A 20,195-nucleotide genomic window follows, 5' to 3' on the forward strand; every position below is an offset into this window, starting at 1 on the left:
CCCTCGTGCTAAAGGCATACAATGCGAACAGTTCTTATTTGAGTATTTGCTGTGCGCCTCTCCGACGCGCCGAAAGGTGCCAAAGCCGTGGTCCAGTCCGTCACCGATGCCCATCCCGCCGATCCCATCGCGCAGCGTCTGCGCGATCTGGGCTTCGTGGCCGGCGAGCCGGTGCGCCTGGTGGCGCGCGGGCCGCTCGGTGGCGATCCCCTGCTGATCCAGATTGGCTCGACCCGTTTCGCGCTGCGCCGTACCGAGGCCGCGCGCGTCACCATCGCCATGGAGGACGCCGCATGAGCGCCATCGCCACCCGCATCGCCCTGGTCGGCAATCCCAACTGCGGCAAGACGGCCCTGTTCAATCAGCTCACCGGCGGCCGGCAGAAGGTCGCCAACTACGCCGGTGTCACCGTGGAACGCAAGGAGGGTCGCTTCGTCACGCCCTCCGGGCGCACGTTGCAGATCCTCGACCTGCCGGGTACCTACAGCTTCGACGCGACCAGTCCCGACGAGGCGATCACGCGTGACGTCTGCCAGGGGCGCTATCCCGGCGAGGCGCCGCCCGACCTGATCGTCTGCGTGGCCGACGCCACCAACCTTCGCCTGCACCTGCGGTTCGTGCTGGAAGTGCGCCGCCTGGGTCGCCCCGTGGTGCTCGCGCTGAATATGATGGACGCCGCGCGCCGCCGCGGCATGGTCATCGACGTGGACGCGCTGTCGCGGCGGCTCGGCGTGCCCGTGGTGGAGACGATCGCGGTGAAGCGCGGCGGGGCGCAGGCGCTGATCGACCGCATCGACCGGGTCGTGCCCGCCATCCAGCCTGCCGATATAGACACGGCCGACCGCGACCGCCTGCACGCCGAGGTGCGTTCCATCCTCGCCGAGACGGTCACGCTGCCGCGCGACACCGTGGTCCTCGACGACGCCATCGACCGCTGGGTGCTGCATCCGGTGTTCGGCCTGGCGATCCTCGCGACGCTCATGTTCATGATCTTCCAGGCCGTGTTCTCGTGGGCGCAGCCGGTCATGGACGGCATCCAGGCCGGTATCGCCGCGCTGGGCGATGGGGTTACCCGGTTCCTGCCCGAGGGAAGCGCGCTGCACAGCCTGCTCAAGGACGGCCTGTTCGCCGGGCTGGGCGCGGTGCTGGTGTTCCTGCCGCAGATCCTCATCCTGTTCCTCTTCATCCTGGTGCTGGAGGAATCCGGTTACCTGCCGCGCGCGGCATTCCTGCTCGACCGGATGATGTTCCGCGTGGGCCTGACGGGCAGGGCGTTCATCCCGCTGTTGTCCAGCTTCGCCTGCGCCATCCCCGGCATCATGGCCACGCGCAGCATCCAGGACCCGCGCGATCGCCTCACCACGATCCTTGTTGCGCCGTTGATGACCTGCTCGGCGCGCCTGCCGGTGTATACGCTGCTGATCGCCGCGTTCATTCCCAACCACACGGTGGCGGGCATCTTCAACCTGCAGGGCGTGGTGCTGTTCACGCTGTACTTCGCCGGCATCTTCAGTGCGCTGCTGGTCGCGTTCGTGATCAAGCGGCTGCGCAAGGATCGCAGCGAGCACGCGCTGATCATGGAGCTGCCGTCGTACCGGCTGCCCAACGTGCGAGACATCGGCCTGGGCCTGTGGGAGCGCGCGCTGATCTTCCTCAAGCGGGTGGGCGGCATCATCCTCGCGCTCACCGTGCTGCTGTGGTTCCTGTCCAGCTTCCCGGGGCCGCCCGAGGGCGCCACGGGCCCGGCCATCGACTACAGCATGGCGGGCCGCCTGGGCCGGCTGCTGGAATACGTGTTCGCGCCCATCGGTTTCAACTGGCAGATCTGCATCGCGCTGGTGCCGGGCCTGGCGGCACGCGAGGTCGCCGTGGCCGCGCTGGGCACGGTGTATGCCATGTCCGGCAGCGACGACGCCGTGGCCTCGCAGCTGGGTCCGGTGATCTCGCATTCCTGGTCGCTGGCCACCGCCCTGTCGCTGCTGGCCTGGTACGTGTTCGCGCCGCAGTGCATGTCCACGCTGGCGGTGATCCGCCGCGAGACCAACTCGTGGCGTAACGTGGCCGTGGCCGCCGGCTACCTGTTCGGCCTGGCCTACCTGGCCTCGCTGGCCACCTACCAGATCGCGAGGGCGCTCTCATGAGCACGTTCGATATCGTGCAGGGTGTCGTCATCGCGGTCGTCGTGCTCGCGGCCGCCTACGTGGCGTTCCGCAAGCTGCTGCCGAAGACTTCGGTGCGGGCCATGGCGCGCGTCTCGGCCGCGCTCAACCGCGACGGTCGCCCCGGCGTGCTTCGCGCACTGGGCCGGCGCATCCAGCCGGCGGCGGCCACCGGCAGCTGCGGCGACGGCTGCGGCTCGTGCGGCTCGTGCGGGCCTGCGCCCTCGGTCGGCCCGGCCGTCGAGAGCCAGCCGCTGACCTTCAAGACCCGGAGCTAGCCAGCCCCGGCTTCAGTCGTCCGCACCCTGGCCGGCCGTGCCGTGCTTCCGGCGCTTCTCCCGCAGCGTCCACCAGCTGACGGCGAGGTTGACGGTGAACCACGCGCCCAGCAGCGCCAGCGGCCAGGCGATCACCGCCGGCCAGGCGATGGCGACCACGGTCAGCACCAGCGCGGCGACGAAGCCGGCCAGCAGTGGGCCGGTTTCGGTGTCGCCCAGCACCCGGTGCTGGGAAATCGCCGCGCCCAAGGTGTTGGCAATGCGCAACGCGCCCGCCGCGGCGCGGCCCGAGCTGCCACCCCCGCGACGGGGCCGCGGCGGATGCGGCGCGCTGCTGCGCACGCGTTCGTTGCCCGACCGGCGCCGCCGGGGCTGCAGCAGGATCTCGGTGGCGTTTTCCAGGTCCGCCTCGTACTGGGCCTCAAGCTGCGTGGCGAAACCGGCATCCTCGATGGCAACATCGATTTCCCGATTGCTGAGCCAGCTGGCGATGTTCAGGTTGGACGAGCCCACGCGGGCCCAGCGGCCGTCGGCCACGGCGGTCTTGGCATGCAGCATCGAGCCGTTCCATTCGAACACACGGATGCCGGCCTTCAGCAGGGGCCGGTAGCCGGAGCGCGACATACCGGCGACCATGGGGATATCGCTGGTGCCGGGCACCAGCAGGCGGACATCGACGCCGTCGCGTGCAGCCGCGGAAAGCGCCTGCACATAGGGCGCCACGCCCACGAAGTAGGCGTCGGTCAGCCACAGGGTCTTATGTGCCATCGCCGCGACCATCTGGTCCAGCCGGTACATGCCGGCGGTGCTGGGCTGCGTGGCGATGACGCGCAGGGCGACCTGGCCGGCCTCGACGGGGGTGGCGACGGGCGACAGCCGCGTGTCCTCCGGCAGGGGTTCTCCGACCTCGCGCCAGCTGTCGGCGAAGGCATGTTCCAGTTCCGCCACAGCCGGCCCGCGCAGCGCCACGCCGGTGTCGCGCCAGGGCGGTACGTCGCGGCCCGGCTCGCCCAGCCACTTCTCGCTCAGGCACACGCCGGACAGGAAGCCGACCTCGCCGTCGACCACCAGCAGCTTGCGATGGTCGCGGCTGATCCAGCCGAACGAGCTGCCCAGGCGGGGCGGGTTGTAGATGCGGACCAGGCCGCCGGCCGCGCGCAGCGGCGCCCAGAATGACGAGCGCGACTGGCCCAGGCATCCACCCCAGTCGCCGATCACGGCCACGAACACGCCGGCCTGCACGCGCTCCACCAGTGCGTCGCGGAAGGCCTGGCCGATCCGGTCGTCGCGGATGATGTAGTTCTCGAGGAACACATGCCGGGTCGCCCCGGCGATGGCCTTCAGCCAGGCATCGAAATGCGCCTGGGCGTCGATCAGCAGCTCGACGGCATTGCCCCCGATGAGGGGAGCGCCGGCGCTGCGGCTGAGGGCCTGCTGGGCGAATAGGCGGCTGGAAAAGCCGTGGGTGCGGTGTCGGGCGTTCATGGGGGGCGAGTCTAGCGGCATGGCGCATGATCGCGGCCAGGGTATCGATGTGGCGTGAGAACCAGTCGGTTTCCGGTCATGCCAGTGCGCTAAAATACGCGGCTATGACCGAGACCCTTTCCAGCCGCCCGCGTCCCGCGGAAGCCGGCGCCCGCCGCCCCAGCACCGGTGTCGTGATCGACCGTGTCCAGGTCGGTGGCGGCGCGCCCATCGTCGTGCAGTCGATGACCAATACGGATACGGAAGACCCCGTATCCACCGCGAAGCAGGTGGCCGAGCTGGCCCGCGCCGGCTCGGAAATGGTCCGCATCACCGTCAACACGCCGGCGGCCGCCGCCGCCGTGCCGCGCATCCGCGAGCGCCTGGAGATGATGGGGGTCTCGGTGCCGCTGATCGGCGATTTCCACTACAACGGCCACCAGCTGCTGGAAGGCGAGCCCGCCTGCGCCGAGGCCCTGGCGAAATACCGGATCAACCCGGGCAACGTGGGCTTCGGCAAGAAGAAGGATGCCCAGTTCGCCTCGATCATCCAGATGGCCATCCGCTACGACAAACCCGTGCGCATCGGCGCGAACTGGGGTTCGCTGGACCAGTCCATGGTGGCTGCGCTGATGGACGAGAACGCCGGCCGCGCCGATCCGTGGGACGCCGGCCATGTGGCCCGTGAGGCGCTGATCCGCTCCGCGCTGGATTCCGCGGCCCGTGCCGAGGACCTCGGCCTGGCGCGCGACCGCATCATCCTGTCGTGCAAGGTGTCCGGCGTGCAGGAGCTGATCGCGGTGTACCGCGATCTGGCGCGTCGCGGCGATTACGCATTGCACCTGGGCCTGACCGAGGCCGGCATGGGCTCCAAGGGCATCACGGCCTCCAGCGCCGCCCTGGGCGTGCTGTTGCAGGAAGGCATCGGCGACACCATCCGCATCTCGCTCACGCCGGAGCCGGGCCAGTCGCGCACGGCCGAGGTGATCGTGGCGCAGGAACTGCTGCAGACCATGGGCCTGCGCGCGTTCACCCCGCTGGTCACCGCGTGCCCGGGTTGCGGTCGCACCACCAGCGAGTTCTTTCAGGAACTGGCCAAGACGGTGCAGGCGCATGTGCGCGAGCAGATGCCGGTGTGGCGGGTGAAGTACGACGGCGTGGAAAACCTCACCCTGGCGGTGATGGGCTGCATCGTCAACGGTCCGGGTGAATCCAAGCACGCCAACATCGGTATCTCGCTGCCGGGCAACGGCGAGGCGCCTTCCGCGCCGGTGTTCATCGACGGCGAGAAAGCGATGACGTTGCGCGGCGACCACATCGCAGACGAGTTCGTGGCCATCCTCGACCACTACGTCGAAACGCATTACGCCGCACGCGGCGACTGACCCGTCACGCGTTGAATGCGGGGCCGCCTTCATCATGACCGGCGGTTCCCCGCAGGAGACAACGCATGACCTCCACCGTTCCGGTCCTCGACCTCAACGACGGCAACACGGCACCGCAGCTGGGCTTCGGTGTCTTCCAGATTCCCGATGCCGAAACCGCCGATGCGGTAGCCGCCGCGCTGAAAGCGGGCTATCGCTCGATCGATACCGCGGCCATCTACAAGAACGAAGCCGGTGTGCGCCAGGGCATGGAACGCTCAGGCGTGCCGCGTGGCGATATCTTCCTCACCACCAAGCTGTGGAACAGCGAGCAGGGTTTCGACTCGACGCTGAAGGCGTTCGACGAAAGCGTGACCAAGCTCGGTACGGATTATGTGGACATGTACCTGATCCACTGGCCGACGCCGAAGCACGATCGCTACATCGATACCTGGAAGGCATTCATCCGCCTGCGTGAAGAAGGCCGTATCCGCTCCATCGGCGTGTCCAATTTCCAGTCGGCGCACCTGGATCGCATCGTGCAGGAAACCGGCGTCGTGCCGGTGGTCAACCAGATCGAACTGCATCCCGACTTCGCCCAGCGCGACGTGGTGGCCGCCAACGCGAAGCACAAGGTGATCACGGAGGCCTGGAGCCCGTTGGGCCAGGGCGGCGACCTGCTCAAGAACGAAACGCTGGTTGCCCTCGGCAAGAAGTACGGCAAGTCGAGCGCCCAGGTGGTGCTGCGCTGGCACGTGCAGCTGGGCCACATGGTGATTCCGAAGTCCGCTACGCCGGAGCGCATCGCCGCGAACATCGACGTGTTCGATTTCGCGCTGACGGACGAGGACATGAAGGCCATCGCCGGCCTGGATGCAGGCAAACGGATGGGCCCCGATCCGGACGAGTTCAACTGATCGTATCAGCCGGTCATTGCATCGAGACGTCGATCTCCATCGGATAGGGGGTCGGCGTCTTCGGTGGCGCGGGCAGCGCCCAGTTGGCGAACTGCCCGGCGAAACAGGTGGCTACGGGCGTTTTCGGCTTCACGTCCACGTCCAGGCTGCGCCCGTCCGGACGCACCCGCGCCACCAGTGTGAACGGACGCCGGTCGGCAGCCGGCATGTTGCTGGCGATGCAGTCCTTCAGCGCGTCCGTGGCCGGATTGCCGATGGTGTCCCACAGCTTGCCCTGCCATAGCTTGCCTTCGACGTTGGTCTCCAGCACCTTCGCGGTCTGCACGCGGGCGTCGAAGCCGCCATCGGCGGCCATGGCAAGAGCGAGGGCAAGCAGCATCTCGTGTCTCCGGCAGGGTAGGGCCGCAGCCTAGCAGGGACGCGCGGGCTTCACACCGGCGGCGATAGCGTCGTGGTCCAGCCGGGGCGTCGCACCGGCATGCCAGGAGTCCGCCATGCCCATGCGTCCGCTGTTCCTGCTGTCACTCGCCCTTGCCGCCACTGCCGCGATGGCCCAGACGGCGCCACCGTCGAACCCGGCCAGTGCACCGTCGCCGAAACCGATCGCGATGCCGGCACCCGCTACACCGTCACCCGGTGTGCCGCAGGATCTGGACACCGGTGCCGTGGCCCGCTCCAATCCCGCCGCCGCACCCGTGCAGCCCCATTCCGATGCCGGCGCCACCGAGCGTGGCCTGGCGCCCGTCAAGCCAGCCGGTTCCGCCACGGGCGTGACGCGCCGTGTCGAGAACGCCAATGCCCACGGGGTGGATGCGCAGGGCCATACGCTGGACCCGCACGGCAAGCCTGTCGGCCAGGCGCCCACGCCGTCCACCTCCGTGCGCTAACGTGACGAGGGCGCCGGCCAGGCCGCCGGTGCGCTACCATCCCGGCAATGCCGATCCGTGTGGGGAATGCGAGTGAGGATGAACCGGGCCATCGTCGTCGCCGCCCTGACCGTGGGCCTGTCTGCATGCGCGGGCATGGCCTCGAAAGTTGCCCGCCTCGACGTGGGCATGCCTCGCGACGAAGTGCTGGACCGGCTCGGACCGGCCGATTCCGATCGCACGATGATCGGTTTCGAGGTGATGAGCTGGCTCGATCGCCGTCCCGGCCGGTTTTCCTTCACCCATAAGGACTACACCGTTGTGCTGAAGGACGAGAAAGTCGTTCAGTTCGGGCCGGGGTTGATACGGCGCGACGGCAAGACCTCGTTGCAGATCGAGACCGACGACCGTTGAGCGTCGCCTCAGGCCAGCCAGTGCCGCTGGCGATACATCCATAGCGCGACGTACTCGTGCAGGCAGCGGGCGGTGAGCGTGAGCGCGTCGCGCCGCGGCAGCCAGGACGAGGCGGCGACCAGTTCGGTCAGGGCGTCGTTCGCCGGCGCCTCGATCACGCGCATGCCTTCGCGGCGAAAGCAGCTCGCCGCCCGTCTCATGTGGATGTCGGACGTGACCAGGACGATACGGTGTAGGCCCTCCGCTCGAAGGATAGCGGCGGTATCGCGAGCGTTCTCGTGTGTGTCGGTGCTGCCGTCCTCCACGCGCAGGTCGCTTGCCGGGACACCGGACGCGGCAAACCCCCTCGCGAGATAAACCGCCTGATCGCTGCCGGAGGCGAGCAGCACGGGCGCCTTTCCGGCACGCCACAGTGAAAGCCCCATGCCGGCTCGTGTCGTCGTCCGCGACCAGTCGCCATTCGGAAGCACGCCGCCGCCCAGCACGACGATGGCATCCGCGTGGGATGACGTGTCGTCCCTACCCGTTACCAGCCCCTTGCGCAGGTATAGGGCCAGGGCCGGCGTGGACGCCATCGCGAGCCATGCCGCGGCGAGGATGCCGAGGGCACAGGCAAGGCGCGGCCGGCGCCACAGCACCAGCGCAGTGGACAGGACGGCCAGCAACAGGGCCTGCACGGCCGGATGGATCAGGTAGTCGGCGATATCCATGGCCGCCGCGATCATGGCGCAAAAGCAGTGCCGCCGCCCGTCGGTCGAATGGCCTAGGCGGGCTGTTGAATGGACGCCACCGTGCATTGAAATGACGATACCGACCGAGCGAAATCACAGGGCGGGTGTCGTATGAATCATGGAAAACGCGTTGCTGCCGTGGCAGCCACTCTCTGGCTGACGGCCTGCGCCACCGGCGGTAGCCATCTGCCGCCGCCCACGCGGGATGCGGCCAGTCCGGTCGTCACCGCATATCTGATCGGCGTGGACGACGAGTTGCAGGTGACCGTCTGGCACAACCCCGACCTGAGCGTCAGCGTGCCGGTGCGCCCCGACGGCAAGATCACCGTGCCGCTGGTCGGCGACGTAGCCGCCGGCGGACGCACCACCGACCAGGTGGGCGCCGAGATCCAGCAGAAGCTTGTGCAGTACATCCGCGATCCGCAGGTGGCGGTGATCCTGACCGCGCTGCGCAGCCACGAGTACCTCTCTCGCGTGCGGGTTACCGGTGCCGTGCGCAGCCCGATCTCGATGCCGTACCGCCAGGGCATGACCGTGCTGGACGCCGTGCTGGCGGCGGGCGGCACGACGGAATTCGCCGCGCCCGATCGCACCGAACTCTATCGGCACGACGCGGCGGGCAGCACGCAGGCCTATGCGGTCAGCCTGCAGAAGATCCTCCAGCAAGGCGACCTGGCCAACAACTATCCCGTGCAGCCCGGTGACGTCATCACCGTCCCGCAGCGCGCTTTCTGATCGCCCCGCCGTCGGGCGGGGCAAGGGGTGTTATCCATGAACGGGGAACTCGTTCCTTTCGCGGGCATGCTGCCCGCGCTGATCGGCGAGGCACGCCGGCGCCGGATCGCGCTGGGCGTGACCTTCGCGGCGATCGCGCTGGCCGCGCTGGGCATCGGCGCGCTGTGGCCGAAGAAATACGAAGCGTCCACCACCATCCTGGCTCAGGAGGCGAGCATCATCACGCCGCTGATGGAGGGCGCGGCATCGGCCACCGCCAACGCGAACCGCGTGGGCATGGCGCGCGACGTGATCTTCAGCCGTCGCGTGATGGACCAGGTGCTGCGCACCGGTGGCTGGCTGGCGAGCACGCCGACGCCCATCGAACGCGACCGGCTGATCGAGGCGATCAAGTCGCGCACGAAGGTCATCAACGGCCGTGACAACCTGATCACGATCAGCTATTTCGATGCCGATCCGCGGCGCGCGTTCGAGGTGACCCGTGCGTTCGGCCAGCTGTTCATCAGCGAAAGCCTGGCGTCCAAACAGCGCGAAAGCCGCGATGCCTACGAGTTCATCGACAGCCAGGTGGAGGCCTACCGGGGCAAGCTGACCGACGCGGAAAACAAGCTCAAGGCATACCGGGACGCCAACGCCGACGCGCGCCCCGGCAGCGATGCCGACACCAACGCGCGCATCGGTTCGCTGCGCACGCAGATCGAGAACAATCGCATGGATGCGATGCAGAAGCAGTCGCAGGCGGCGGCACTGAATGCGCAGCTGAGCGGCGAGTCGGAAGTGAACGCGGTGCAGACCGTGGGCGGTATCTACGCATCCCAACTGGCCGAGATGCAAGCGCGGCTGGATACGCTGCGATTGACCTACACCGATGCCTATCCCGACGTGGTGCGGCTTCGCCACCAGATCGACGATCTTCGCGCGCAGATGCAGGGCGCCGACGCACGGCGATCCGTGGGCGGCGGCACGGTAGACCGCATGGTCGCCATGAATCCGGTCAACCAGCAGATGCGCGTGCAGCTGGCCACGATCCGTGGCGATGCAGCGGCCGCCTCGGCGCGGGTGGGCGCCAGCGAAAGCATGCTGCAGTCCGAACTGGAACGCAGCAGGCGCATCGCCAATTCCGAGAACGTGACCGCCGAGCTGACCCGCGACTACACGGTCAACCGCGATGTCTACCAGGACCTGCTGAAGCGTCGCGAGAACGCGCGCGTGTCGATGAACCTGGACGCCGAGCAGCGCGGGCTGACTTTCCAGGTGCAGAACCCGGCGGTGATGCCGCTGGTGCCCTCGGGCTTGCGTTTCATGCACTTCGGGCTGGCCGGCCTCGCCCTGTCGCTAGCGGTGCCGTTCGGTCTGCTGTTCGCGGTTGCCCGCTTCGATCCGCGGGTGCGTTCGGTGGGGCAGCTGGAGCAGGCGCTGGGCTACCCCGTGCTTGCGACGATCCCGTTTTATCCCACGCCGCGTGACCGTCGTCGCGACCGGCTGCAGAACATGTTGCTCGCAGCGATCGTGCTCGGCGTGGGTGCGGTGTACCTGGGTTTGTTCTGGTGGAGGATGAAGGCTTGAAGACCATGCACTCGCGTATTGGCGCATCCACCGAGTCGGGCGATTTCGTCGATCGTGACGAGGCACTGGACGACGCGCCTGCCGCGTCGGGCCATTCCATCGCCCTGATGCGTGACGAGCGCAGCGCACTGGCGCCCATCGACTGCGAACGCAAGCGCCTGATCCATCGCGAGGCGTCGGTGCGCTCGCAATCGGATGCGTTCCGGGGCATCCGGACCCGCCTGGTGGAGATGGCCGGCGACAGCAACTTCATCACCTTGGTGGTGGCGGTCAGCCCGCGCTCCGGCGGCAGTTTCGTCACGCGCAACCTGGCCGCCGCGTTCGCCTTCGACGAATCGAAGACCAGCCTGCTGGTGGACTGCAACCTTCGCTATCCCGACCAGCACAAGGCCCTGGGCATCGAGCCGCGCACGGGAGGACTGATCGATTTCCTCGAGCATCCGGCGCGTGGCATCGCCTCGATCATGTATCCGACCGGCGTGCCCCGGCTGCGCCTGATCCCCGCCGGCACGGCGCGGGAAAACAGCGGGGAATACTTTTCCTCGTTCCGCATGCGCGCGGTGCTGGACTCGCTGCGCTGCCGCTATGCCGATCGCTACCTGTTCCTGGACGGCCCGCCGGTGAAGGGCTCCCCCGACGCGCGCATCCTTGCCGACCTGGCCGATTTCGTGGTCGTGGTGGCGGGCTACGGACGCGACACACCTGCCGCGATTCACCAGGCGGTGTCCAATTTCGATCCGGCCAAGGTGGCCGGCGTCGTCTTCAACCAGTCGCCGTGATCGCGATGCGTCGAAGGAAACGCATGCTCGCCGCCACGGCGCTGGCCCGTGCGATCGCGCTGGGTCTGGCGGCACTGCCGGCGTGCTCGCTGGCCGGCACGCTGGACTACACGTTGTATGCCGGCCTGGAGCACAGCAACAACATCGCGTTGTCCTCGGATCGCCCCCTCAGCGAGAACGTGCTGACCCCGGGTGCCACGTTCCAGTTCAACCAGCTGGGCTCCACCTTCCAGGCGAACGTGCTCGGTACGGTCGAATACCGGAAGTATCTCGAAGACCACTTCGATCCGCAGACGCAGACCCAACTGGGTGCGCAGGCGAACTGGACCCTGCTGCCGCAACGGCTGGATTTCTCGGTCGAGGACTATGCCGGTGTGCAACCGGTGGACCAGCTGTCCGCCGATGCGCCGGATAACCGGCAGCAGACCAACGTGCTGGTGCTGGGCCCCACGCTGCGTATGCGTTTTGGCGATGCCGCGCGTGGGCAGCTGGAGCTGCGCTACATCAACAGCTATGCGTCGAAGGTCGACCAGTTCGATTCCTCGCGTGGCATGGCGGCGTTCCGGCTTTACCGCGACCTCGGCCCGACCGACCAGGTATCGGGCAACGTCGAGTTCCAGCGCGTGGACTTCACCCACCAGCCGGACGGGGCCAACTACGACCGCAAGGAAGCCTTCGTGCGCTACACGCGAAAGCTGCCGCATTTCGATGCGGATGTCCTGCTCGGTGGCACGCGGCTGTCGTTCGACCGTGGCCGGAGCGTGTCGGCGCCACTGGTACGACTGCGGGTGGGCTGGCAGCCGACGCTGCGCAACGCGGTGTCCGTGGCTGGTACCTGGCAATACGCCGATGCCGCGCAGGACATCATCACCACGCCCGGCGCATACGGTGCGGGGTTGCAGGCCGATCGTGCCGAGGCGATCGATCCGTTCGCCAATACCGGCGGGCTGGGGCGTGGCGCGACCGGTAACGGTATCGGCGTAGGCAGTGCCGTGATCGGCTCGCAGGTGTACCGCGAGCGCCGGGTGGAGGCGAACTGGAACTGGCGCGGCGATCGCCTGACCGTCACGGTCTCGCCGGCGATCGGCAAGCTGGCCTACCTGGACGACCCGACCTTCGACCAGACCGCGCGTGGCCTCAGCGTCGGCATGGGTTATCGCATGACGCCGACGCTCACCTTGTCCGGCTTCGGTACGTACGAGCACGTGGATTACCGCACGCTCGACCGCAGCGACCACACGACCCGCCTCGGGCTGGACCTGACCAAGGAGATCAACCGGCATTGGAGCTGGCATATCTCCGTGGCGCGCGAGCGGCGCAGCAGCGATGCGGCGGCACAGAGCTACCGCGAAGCGGAGTGCTTCGTCGGCGTGGTGTACCGGAGGTGAGCATGCGTGACGACCTGGACCTGCCCTTTTTCTTCGGCGCCGAACACGGCCTGTTCGGCATGTACCACGCGCCCGCCGTGCGGCCGCGCCAGGCGCTGCTGATGTGCCCGCCGCTGGGCCAGGACCTGATCCGCTGCCACCGGCTCTACCGGCAGCTGGCCCAGGCGCTGGCCGGGCAGGGCGTGGCCGTGTTGCGCTTCGATTACCACGGCACGGGCGATGCCGCCGGTGCCAGCGGCGAGGTGGACTGGGATCGCTGTGTCGCCGATACGGCGACGGCCGCCGATCAGGTACGCGCACGGGCCGGCGTGGACCGCGTGGTCGCCTTCGGCGCGCGGCTGGGCGGCAGCATTGCGCTCGCCGCCGCGTCGCGGGCCCGCTTCGCCGAGGTGATCGCCTGGGACCCGGTGTTCGACGGCGCCGAGCACGTCGCGGTGCTGGATGCGATGCAGGCCGCGTTGCGCGAGGACCCGACCCGCTTCACCCATCCGCGTGACGTGGCCGATGCCGCGAACCAGTGGCTGGGTTTCGATGTCGGCGCCGCCTTGCGGCGCCAGCTGGCCGCGCTGCACGTGGACGGCAGCGCCGTGCCCACGCTGGTCCTGGATTCGTTGCCCGAGGGCGAGCCGCGATGCTGGGATGGCCGCCTGGGGGAGCACGGCCGGATTCGCGTGCTGGGCCAGCCGACGCCGTGGAACGACCTGCACCGGCTGGAAACCGCGATCCTCTCACCGCCTTTGATCCAGGCCGTGAGCGGCCGCTTCAGGGAGATCGCGTGATGCACGAGCAGGCCCATCGTTTCGGTCGTGCGCGGCACCTGGTCGGCATCGCTGGCGTGCCCGCGGGCGACGCCGGCGACATCGGTGTCATCGTGCTCAATGCCGGGCTGGTCCACCGCATCGGTCCGTTCCGCCTGCACGTGGAACTGACCCGCCAGCTCAATGCCGCCGGATATCCCACGCTGCGCTTCGATATGTCCACGCTGGGCGACAGCGCGGCCACCGGCGGTGGGCAGACCCGCGTGCAACAGGTGCTGGCGGACCTGGACGACGCGATGGGCCTGCTAGCCAGCCAGGCCGGTTGCTCGCGCTTCGTGCTGGTCGGGCTGTGCTCGGGCGCGCAGAACGCCCATGTGGTGGCGGCGCAGGACCCGCGTGTCGCCGGGGCGGTGTTCCTGGACGGCTATGCCTATCGCACGCTGGGCTATCGCCTGCGGCATTACCTGCCGCGACTGGCGGACCCGGCGCGCTGGCTGCGTCGTTTTCGCCGCCGCGGCGGCGAGGCAAGGGCGGCGGCACGGGCCCCGGAACCGGTGTTCGCCGTGGCGCCAGCGCCACGCGCCGAGGTGATCGCCGATTTCACCGGCATGGTTGCGCGGGGCATGCGGCTGTACCTCGTCTACTCGGGCGGTATCAGCGACTGTTTCAACCACGCCCGCCAGTTCCGCGAGTGCTTCGGCAAGGTCATGCGCCATCCGGCCGTGGCGACGCGCTACCTCGCCGGGACCGACCACACCTATGTCCTCACCGGCGACCGCGCACGGCTGGTGCACGGCATCGACGACTGGCTGACCCATCATTTTCCACCGGCTGCGGCCGGGAGGCACCCGTGAATACCGTCCTGGTCACCGGCGGCGCCGGCTACATCGGCAGCCATACCGTGCAACAGCTGGTGGCGCGCGGCGAACGGGTGGTCGTCATCGACAACCTGTCCAGCGGGTTCCGCGAGGCGGTGCGTGGCGCGTCGCTGGTGGAAGGCGACGTGGGCGACGGCGAACTGGTCGGGCGCGTGCTGCGCGCGCACCGCGTCGATGCGGTGCTGCATTTCGCCGCGCACACCGTGGTACCGGAGTCGGTCAGCGACCCGTTGAAGTACTACGGCAACAACACCTGCAACACGCGCAACCTGCTGGCCGCCTGCGCGGAGGCGCGCCTGGACAAGTTCATCTTCTCGTCCACGGCGGCTGTCTACGGCACCACGGCCGCCGGCATCGCGGACGAGGAAACACCGACGCGCCCGGCCAATCCATATGGCCGCTCCAAGCTGATGTCCGAGACCATGCTGCGCGACTGGTGCGCCACCGGTGCCATGCGCCATGTGGTGCTGCGCTATTTCAACGTGGCCGGTTGCGATCCGCTGGGACGCATCGGCCACAGCACGCCCGCGGCGACGCTGCTGGTCAAGGTGGCGTGCGAGCACGCCGTGGGCAAGCGCACCGGCATCTCGATCTACGGCACGGATTACGACACACCTGACGGCACAGGCGTGCGCGATTACATCCATGTCGACGACCTTGCCGCCGCGCACCTGCGCGCCCTTGACCACCTGCGCGACGGCGGTGCGTCGCTGACGCTCAATTGCGGCTACGGCCATGGCTACAGCGTGCGCGAGGTGGTCGATGCAGTGGCCCGCGCCAGCGGCCGCCCGCTCAACGTGATCGAACTGCCACGCCGCCCGGGCGATATCGGCAAGCTGATCGCCTGCAGCGACCGGCTGCGCGAGGTGCTCGACTGGAGGCCCTGCCACGACGACCTGGATTTCATCGTACGCACGGCGCTGGATTGGGAATACCGCCTGATCGGCGAGCCCGCGCCCGTGCCGGTGGCTTCGGTGGCATGAGGATGCGCTTCACTGTGCGCCGCGTGCCGTTTTTCGTCGTCTGCCTGCTGATCGCCGGCATTTTCCTCGGCCTGCCCGAACCGGGTCGTGCGGCCGGGCCGCCGGGCGCGACCACGTCGCCCGTGGCGTCGCGCACGCCCGTATCTGCGCGACTGCCCGCCGCGCAGGCCATTGTCGTGCATCCGCAGGCGGGGAAGGGCGATGTACTGGCCGTGTCGGCGGGCATTCCGTTCCCGCCGGGACTGCTGCGCGATACGACGCTACTGCGCATCGTGGATGCGCAGGGTCACGAGATACCGTCGGCGATCGTGCCGCTGCTGCAGTGGCATACCGGTGCCGGCGGCGTGCGCGCCGTGCGTGCGCAGTTCCGCGCGACGGCGGGCACGTATTACTTCATCTTGGGTGCGCCGCATGCGGCGGCAATGCCGGCGTGGCCCTATGCGCAGGGGCGGATTGGCCCGCCGTCCGCCGCCCTGGCCACGCTCACGCCGCAGTGGCTGACCGCGTCGCTGATTGCCGGGCCGCAATCGGTGGCGGCACCCGATGAACCTTATGCGGGTTATGTCGATGCGCAGTTCCGCTGGGCGCGGACGTTGCCCACCGCCGACACCACGGCCTGGCTGTTCGACCGCCCGTCCACGCTGTTCAAGGCCTATGTGCGCACCGGCCGCGCGGATTACCTCGACGCCGCCGAGGCCAGCTATCGCTGGTACATGGCCGGTATCAAGCGTGACGGCGTGCCGGCCAGTCCGTCCTGCGCGGGGGGCTGGTTGCCGTCCGGCAAGCCGTGCGATGTCAAGTACGTGTATATCGAGCCGATCCTGCTGGCGATGGCGCTCAGCGGGGACGACACGATGCACGATGCGGCCACGGTGGCTGCCATGGCGGACCTGTGGCACAGCGGTGGATGGAACGGCGCACCCGGTCCGTATCGCCATGCGGACGATTACTTCACCGAGCGCCTGGCCGGCCTCGGCCTGATCCAGACGGTGGCCGCTTTCGAACTCACAGGCGACGCGCGCTACCGCGAACGCATCGACGCGCGCATCGGCTGGCTGGAGCAACAGCAGCGGCACAATCCCGACGGTCTCGGCGACGACGGTTCGTGGCGCAACAGCTGGAACGTGCACGAGAACGACCGCGGCGGCGCCGATGACGTGCGCGGTGCGTCGCCCTGGATGAGCGAGAACATCGTGGATGGGCTGTGGCATGCGTGGCTGGTCACGAAAGACCCACGCATCCCGGCCATGATCACCGGTTTCGGCCGCTACCTCGAACGCTACGGCTGGATCGATCCCGCCTTGCTGGTGCCGCCGCACGACTGGCGCAACGGCTGTTCCGGCCCGCAGGGCCAGATCGCCTGGTACTGGTCGTCGTCGCAGGCCACCCCCGCCGCGCTGATGAAGATCCAGGAATCGGAAGGCTGGTACAGCGACGGGCACACGGTGGAACTGGGCCTGCCGGTGGCCGCGGCGCGCTATTTCGAGACGGACACGGGTCAGGCTGCGGCGCTGACGAAGCGCTTTGCCGCCATCGCCTCGTCGTATGCGCCGTCGTGCGCGGCGATCGCCGACACGTTGCGCCGCTTCAACTGGAACAACCGCGGCGCCGGCGTGGCGCAGTGGATGATGGCGCAGCCGGCCGGCGCCGGCGTGGCACCACCTTCCCGTGCGACGCCGACGGCGGCGTCGCCGTGAACCGTCGCCTCGCCGTGCTGCGTAGCGTGGGTATCGTCACGGTGTCCACCTATATCGAATACGCGCTGGGCCTGCTGATGAGCGTGTGGATCGCACGCGCCCTGGGTCCGGTGGACTTCGGTCGCTATGCCTTCACCGTGTGGCTGTGCGGGTGGCTGATCGTGTGTTCCAACCACGCACTTACCACCTCGTCCACCAAGTTCATCGCCGAGGCCGACGGCATGGGCGATGCCGGCCTGGCCTCGCACCTTGCCGCCCGTTTCTCGCGTCTGCAAGGGTGGAGCTCGGCCGTGGTGATCGGCCTGTTCGTGGTGGTGGGCTGGCTGTGCCGACCGTCCGAATGGGACCATTCGCTGCTGCCGATCATGGCGCTGGTGGTGGTCGCAGTGGTCGCCAAGGCCAACTACGCGATGCAGGTCGCCATCGCCAAGGGACAGGAGCGTTTCGAGCCCGAGGCCGTGGCCACCGTGGTCGGCGGCGTGCTCGGCATGTCGCTGGTGCTGGCCGCCATGCTGATGCACGCGGGTCTGGTCGACTTCGTCGCGCTGTTCGCCGTGGCCTGCCTGGTCCTGAACCTGGTCAACCGACACGTCTATCGCCGCTGCTGCCGATCCTTCGCACCGGGCCCGGTACCGCCGGCGCTGTCGCAGCGGGTGGATCGCCACCTGAAGCTGACCGCCGCCCTGGTGCTGATGGGCTCGTTCCGTGTCGGCACCATCGAGATATTCCTGCTCAACACGTTTTCCGGCTCGGCGGCGGTGGGGTATTTCGCGATCGCCGGCACGCTCACGCGCGGCGCGGTGCAACTGTTCTCCGTCGGGCTGACCTCCACGTTGCTGCCGTACATGGCCAAGTCCTACGGCGAGCACGGCACGGCACGGGCCGCCCGCTTCCTTTCCGAGGCCACGCGGTTCTACTGGGCGGTGGGCATCGCCATCGCCGGGCTGGGTCTGGTCACGACCCCGGACATCGTCCGGCTGATGTACGGCAGCCGCTACGTGGAAGCCATCCCCGCGATCGAGGCGACCCTGGTGCTGGGTGGTCTGTTGCTGATCGGTAATGGCATCGCCGCCTTCCAGACCGTGGTGGACCGCCAGGACGATCGTGTCCGCATCGCCACGGTGGCGCTCGTGGCCAATGCCTCGTTGGGCGTGGCGCTGATACCGGCGTTCGGCCTGCCGGGCGCCGTGCTCACCTACGCCGGCACCCGCGTGGTGGAGATGGTGCTGGCCGTGCATTACCTGCGCAAGGCCACCCGTGGCGGCTTGCCGCTGGCGGCGATGGCGCGCCTGTTCGTCGTGGGCGCGGTGGCCACGCTGGCGGCCTGGGCGACCACCGCGGCCATTCCGTCGCTGGCCGGTTTCCTCGGCGGCTGCGCGGTCTTCGCGGTGCTGTACCTGCCCGGCAGCGTGCTGGTCCGCTATTGGACGGCGGACGACGTGCAACTGATGACGGGCATCAGCCGACGCCTCGGCCGCCCGGGTCGCTGGCTGTCGCGCATGCTGGATCACATGCCGTCCGCCGCGGTCAAGGCCGGCCCATGAGCCAGGTCTGTCGCCTCGTGGATTCGCTGGAAACCCTGCATGGCCATCGCGACGTGATGGCCCGGTTGGCGGCACAGCCCGGTGCGGCCAGCGGGATCGTGCAGCACCCGGACTGGGTCGCCTACGAGGTGGCCAGCCGCAGCGACGGCACGCGGCCGCACGTGATCCTCGTCTGCGATGCGGGGGGAGGCGTCATCGGCTACGCCCCGCTGCTGGCGGTCGGGCATGTCGCGCGGATCGACCTGGGCGGGCGCCGTATGCCGGTGTATCGCGGGCCCGTGCTGCGCCTGCTCGGTGACGATGTAGTCGCGGACGCCGCCGATCGCGAGCGGGTCGGCGACGCCATCGCCCACCATCTCGCAGGCGACGCCGGCGTGCGGGTGATCCGCATCCAGGAGGCCGGCCTGCCCAACCGGTTCGCGGATCGCCTGGCCGCCGCCGGCCTGCGCGTCGTCGCCGCGCACCTGCGCGACCAGGTGCACTGGTCGATCGACCCGCAACCTTCCTCGGAAACGTGGCTGGGCGGCATGGACCGGAAGAAGCGTGCCGACCTCACGCAGCGCGTGGGGCGGGCCTACCGCAAGCTGGGCGGCGATGCGGCGCTGCATACGTTCGACCGGGCGGAGGACATGCGCGAGTACACCCGGCTGATGAACGAGGTGTACGCGCGCACCTGGCACCACGCCGCATTGCCCATCGACTGGGAGGCACCGGCGCGCGTGGCCCTGTTCGAACGCCTGGCCGCCGCCGGGCAACTGGTCGGGCACGTGGTGCTGCGCGAGGGGCAACCGCTGGCCTATGTGCACGGCTATCGCCTGGGCGGCACCTACCTGGTCGACGACCTCGGCTACGACGAGGACGTAGCGAAGGTGGGCATCGGCTCCGTCGCGGTGTTCCAGGCCATTCGCGCCTTGCTCGACCGGTTTCCCGGCGAGCGCATCAGCTTCGGCTACGGCGACAACCAGTACAAGCGACTGCTTGCCACGCGCGCCGAGGCGTGCGGTTCGCTGTATGTCGTGAGATCGATGCCCGCGACCCTGGGTTTCGGCGCGTACAGGCCGCTGCGCTGGGCATACCGCCGTGTTTATCGGCTCAGGGCAGAGTGGCGTGTGCGTCGTGGTAAGTAGGCGTAACGGTGACGTGCTGCATGGTCGGTTTCGTGAAGGCGACCTGCGTGATGACCTCATCAAGACGCTCCGCAAGTTGCCGCTTGAGGTTTACGTATTGAGCGAAAGGATCACTCTAACTGAACTTTTTTAGGTTCTTCGCGCATGACCGGGGTCTGTACCGAAGCCGAAGCCGAAGCCCGTCGCTCGTATGGCGCGGCGACGAGGCGCCGGGTGGTCACACTCTGCGCTCGGGCAGCGGCCGCAAGCGGCCGAACTCGCTCAGAGCGTAACCACCCGACGCCTCTGCGACGACAGAGGCCATCTGGGTGGAGAGCAAAGCGTTGGCAACTCGGGCGGTAAGCCCCGGATACGCGTGTCGCGCGATGTTGCGAGCGTTGCTTTCCCGACCCGGCACCTCAGTCGTCAGGGAGGTGTCGGGTGGTCATCCTCTGAGCGAGTTCGGCCGCTTGCGGCCGCTGCTCGAGCGCAGAGGGTGACCGCCCGACGCCTCCTCCCCGTGCCCACCCATGACGGCGAGCCCTTTAGCTATCGCTGATCGTGGCGC

Annotated in this window: 20 protein-coding genes; 17 read left to right on the plus strand and 3 right to left on the minus strand. The window is 68.6% G+C overall.

Annotation, left to right across the window (positions count from 1 at the left end; all coding sequences use genetic code 11):
- Positions 1-51: 51 nt before the first annotated feature.
- The 3 genes from FA89_RS13045 to FA89_RS13055 are packed head-to-tail and all read left to right on the plus strand — an operon-like array spanning position 52 to position 2,437.
- Positions 52-297 carry a FeoA family protein gene (locus FA89_RS13045; protein WP_036141014.1) on the plus strand — a complete coding sequence of 82 codons (246 nt, stop codon included), beginning with the start codon at positions 52-54 and terminating at the stop codon, positions 295-297.
- Positions 294-2,141: a ferrous iron transport protein B gene (gene feoB / locus FA89_RS13050; RefSeq protein WP_036141016.1), complete on the plus strand. Its 1,848-nt coding sequence runs from the start codon at positions 294-296 to the stop codon at positions 2,139-2,141. Before FA89_RS13045 ends, feoB begins: the two co-directional genes overlap by 4 nt.
- Complete coding sequence (locus FA89_RS13055) at positions 2,138-2,437, plus strand: DUF6587 family protein (RefSeq protein ID WP_036141017.1); 300 nt, start codon at positions 2,138-2,140, stop codon at positions 2,435-2,437. Before feoB ends, FA89_RS13055 begins: the two co-directional genes overlap by 4 nt.
- A gap of 12 nt (positions 2,438-2,449) precedes the next feature.
- Here the strand turns inward: FA89_RS13055 and FA89_RS13060 are convergent, their stop codons facing one another.
- Positions 2,450-3,922, minus strand: a complete 1,473-nt coding sequence (locus tag FA89_RS13060; RefSeq protein ID WP_036141019.1) for a phospholipase D-like domain-containing protein — start codon at positions 3,920-3,922, stop codon at positions 2,450-2,452.
- A gap of 104 nt (positions 3,923-4,026) precedes the next feature.
- On the opposite strand from FA89_RS13060, the gene ispG reads away from it, so the two are divergent.
- Positions 4,027-5,286 (plus strand): flavodoxin-dependent (E)-4-hydroxy-3-methylbut-2-enyl-diphosphate synthase, encoded by a 1,260-nt coding sequence (gene ispG, locus FA89_RS13065; protein ID WP_036141020.1) that lies wholly within the window; start codon positions 4,027-4,029, stop codon positions 5,284-5,286.
- Positions 5,287-5,351: 65 nt separating this feature from the next.
- A complete protein-coding gene (locus FA89_RS13070; RefSeq protein WP_036141021.1) occupies positions 5,352-6,182 on the plus strand; it encodes an aldo/keto reductase in 831 nt (276 codons plus the stop codon).
- 13 nt (positions 6,183-6,195) lie between these two features.
- Here the strand turns inward: FA89_RS13070 and FA89_RS13075 are convergent, their stop codons facing one another.
- Entirely contained in the window at positions 6,196-6,561 is a 366-nt protein-coding gene (locus FA89_RS13075) for a hypothetical protein (RefSeq protein WP_036141023.1), read from the minus strand.
- A gap of 115 nt (positions 6,562-6,676) precedes the next feature.
- Between FA89_RS13075 and FA89_RS13080 the strand changes: the two genes are divergently transcribed.
- Positions 6,677-7,069 carry a hypothetical protein gene (locus FA89_RS13080; RefSeq protein WP_036141025.1) on the plus strand — a complete coding sequence of 131 codons (393 nt, stop codon included), beginning with the start codon at positions 6,677-6,679 and terminating at the stop codon, positions 7,067-7,069.
- Positions 7,070-7,147: 78 nt separating this feature from the next.
- Positions 7,148-7,462, plus strand: a complete 315-nt coding sequence (locus tag FA89_RS13085) for a hypothetical protein (RefSeq protein WP_036141026.1) — start codon at positions 7,148-7,150, stop codon at positions 7,460-7,462.
- A gap of 8 nt (positions 7,463-7,470) precedes the next feature.
- On the opposite strand, the gene FA89_RS13090 is transcribed toward FA89_RS13085, so the two are convergent.
- Positions 7,471-8,172 (minus strand): YdcF family protein, encoded by a 702-nt coding sequence (locus FA89_RS13090; RefSeq protein ID WP_185754349.1) that lies wholly within the window; start codon positions 8,170-8,172, stop codon positions 7,471-7,473.
- A gap of 159 nt (positions 8,173-8,331) precedes the next feature.
- Between FA89_RS13090 and FA89_RS13095 the strand changes: the two genes are divergently transcribed.
- From FA89_RS13095 to FA89_RS13140, 10 genes are read left to right on the plus strand one after another with little or no spacing between them, the layout of a single operon-like run.
- Positions 8,332-8,928 (plus strand): XrtA/PEP-CTERM system exopolysaccharide export protein, encoded by a 597-nt coding sequence (locus FA89_RS13095; RefSeq protein ID WP_240003893.1) that lies wholly within the window; start codon positions 8,332-8,334, stop codon positions 8,926-8,928.
- A gap of 36 nt (positions 8,929-8,964) precedes the next feature.
- A complete protein-coding gene (locus tag FA89_RS13100; protein ID WP_036141030.1) occupies positions 8,965-10,494 on the plus strand; it encodes an XrtA system polysaccharide chain length determinant in 1,530 nt (509 codons plus the stop codon).
- A gap of 5 nt (positions 10,495-10,499) precedes the next feature.
- The gene (locus FA89_RS13105) at positions 10,500-11,273 is read left to right on the plus strand and encodes a polysaccharide biosynthesis protein (RefSeq protein WP_036144278.1); all 774 of its coding nucleotides are present in this window, start codon (positions 10,500-10,502) and stop codon (positions 11,271-11,273) included.
- A 23-nt stretch (positions 11,274-11,296) separates the two neighbouring features.
- The gene (locus FA89_RS13110) at positions 11,297-12,661 is read left to right on the plus strand and encodes an outer membrane beta-barrel protein (RefSeq protein ID WP_036141031.1); all 1,365 of its coding nucleotides are present in this window, start codon (positions 11,297-11,299) and stop codon (positions 12,659-12,661) included.
- A 2-nt stretch (positions 12,662-12,663) separates the two neighbouring features.
- Positions 12,664-13,440, plus strand: coding sequence for a serine aminopeptidase domain-containing protein (locus FA89_RS19290; RefSeq protein ID WP_051938741.1), 777 nt, complete (start codon positions 12,664-12,666; stop codon positions 13,438-13,440).
- On the plus strand, positions 13,440-14,273 hold the full coding sequence (locus tag FA89_RS13120; RefSeq protein WP_036141033.1) for a dienelactone hydrolase family protein: 834 nt from the start codon (positions 13,440-13,442) through the stop codon (positions 14,271-14,273). The genes FA89_RS19290 and FA89_RS13120 overlap by 1 nt, the downstream gene beginning before the upstream one ends.
- Positions 14,270-15,280 (plus strand): UDP-glucose 4-epimerase GalE, encoded by a 1,011-nt coding sequence (gene galE / locus FA89_RS13125; RefSeq protein ID WP_036141034.1) that lies wholly within the window; start codon positions 14,270-14,272, stop codon positions 15,278-15,280. Before FA89_RS13120 ends, galE begins: the two co-directional genes overlap by 4 nt.
- Positions 15,281-15,303: 23 nt before the next feature.
- Positions 15,304-16,977, plus strand: a complete 1,674-nt coding sequence (locus tag FA89_RS13130) for a hypothetical protein (protein WP_221174302.1) — start codon at positions 15,304-15,306, stop codon at positions 16,975-16,977.
- Positions 16,974-18,521: an oligosaccharide flippase family protein gene (locus tag FA89_RS13135; RefSeq protein WP_036141035.1), complete on the plus strand. Its 1,548-nt coding sequence runs from the start codon at positions 16,974-16,976 to the stop codon at positions 18,519-18,521. The genes FA89_RS13130 and FA89_RS13135 overlap by 4 nt, the downstream gene beginning before the upstream one ends.
- Entirely contained in the window at positions 18,518-19,648 is a 1,131-nt protein-coding gene (locus FA89_RS13140; RefSeq protein WP_036141037.1) for a GNAT family N-acetyltransferase, read from the plus strand. The genes FA89_RS13135 and FA89_RS13140 overlap by 4 nt, the downstream gene beginning before the upstream one ends.
- Positions 19,649-20,195: the final 547 nt, after the last annotated feature.

Origin of the sequence: Luteibacter sp. 9135, assembly GCF_000745005.1 — a bacterium.
GTDB lineage: Bacteria > Pseudomonadota > Gammaproteobacteria > Xanthomonadales > Rhodanobacteraceae > Luteibacter.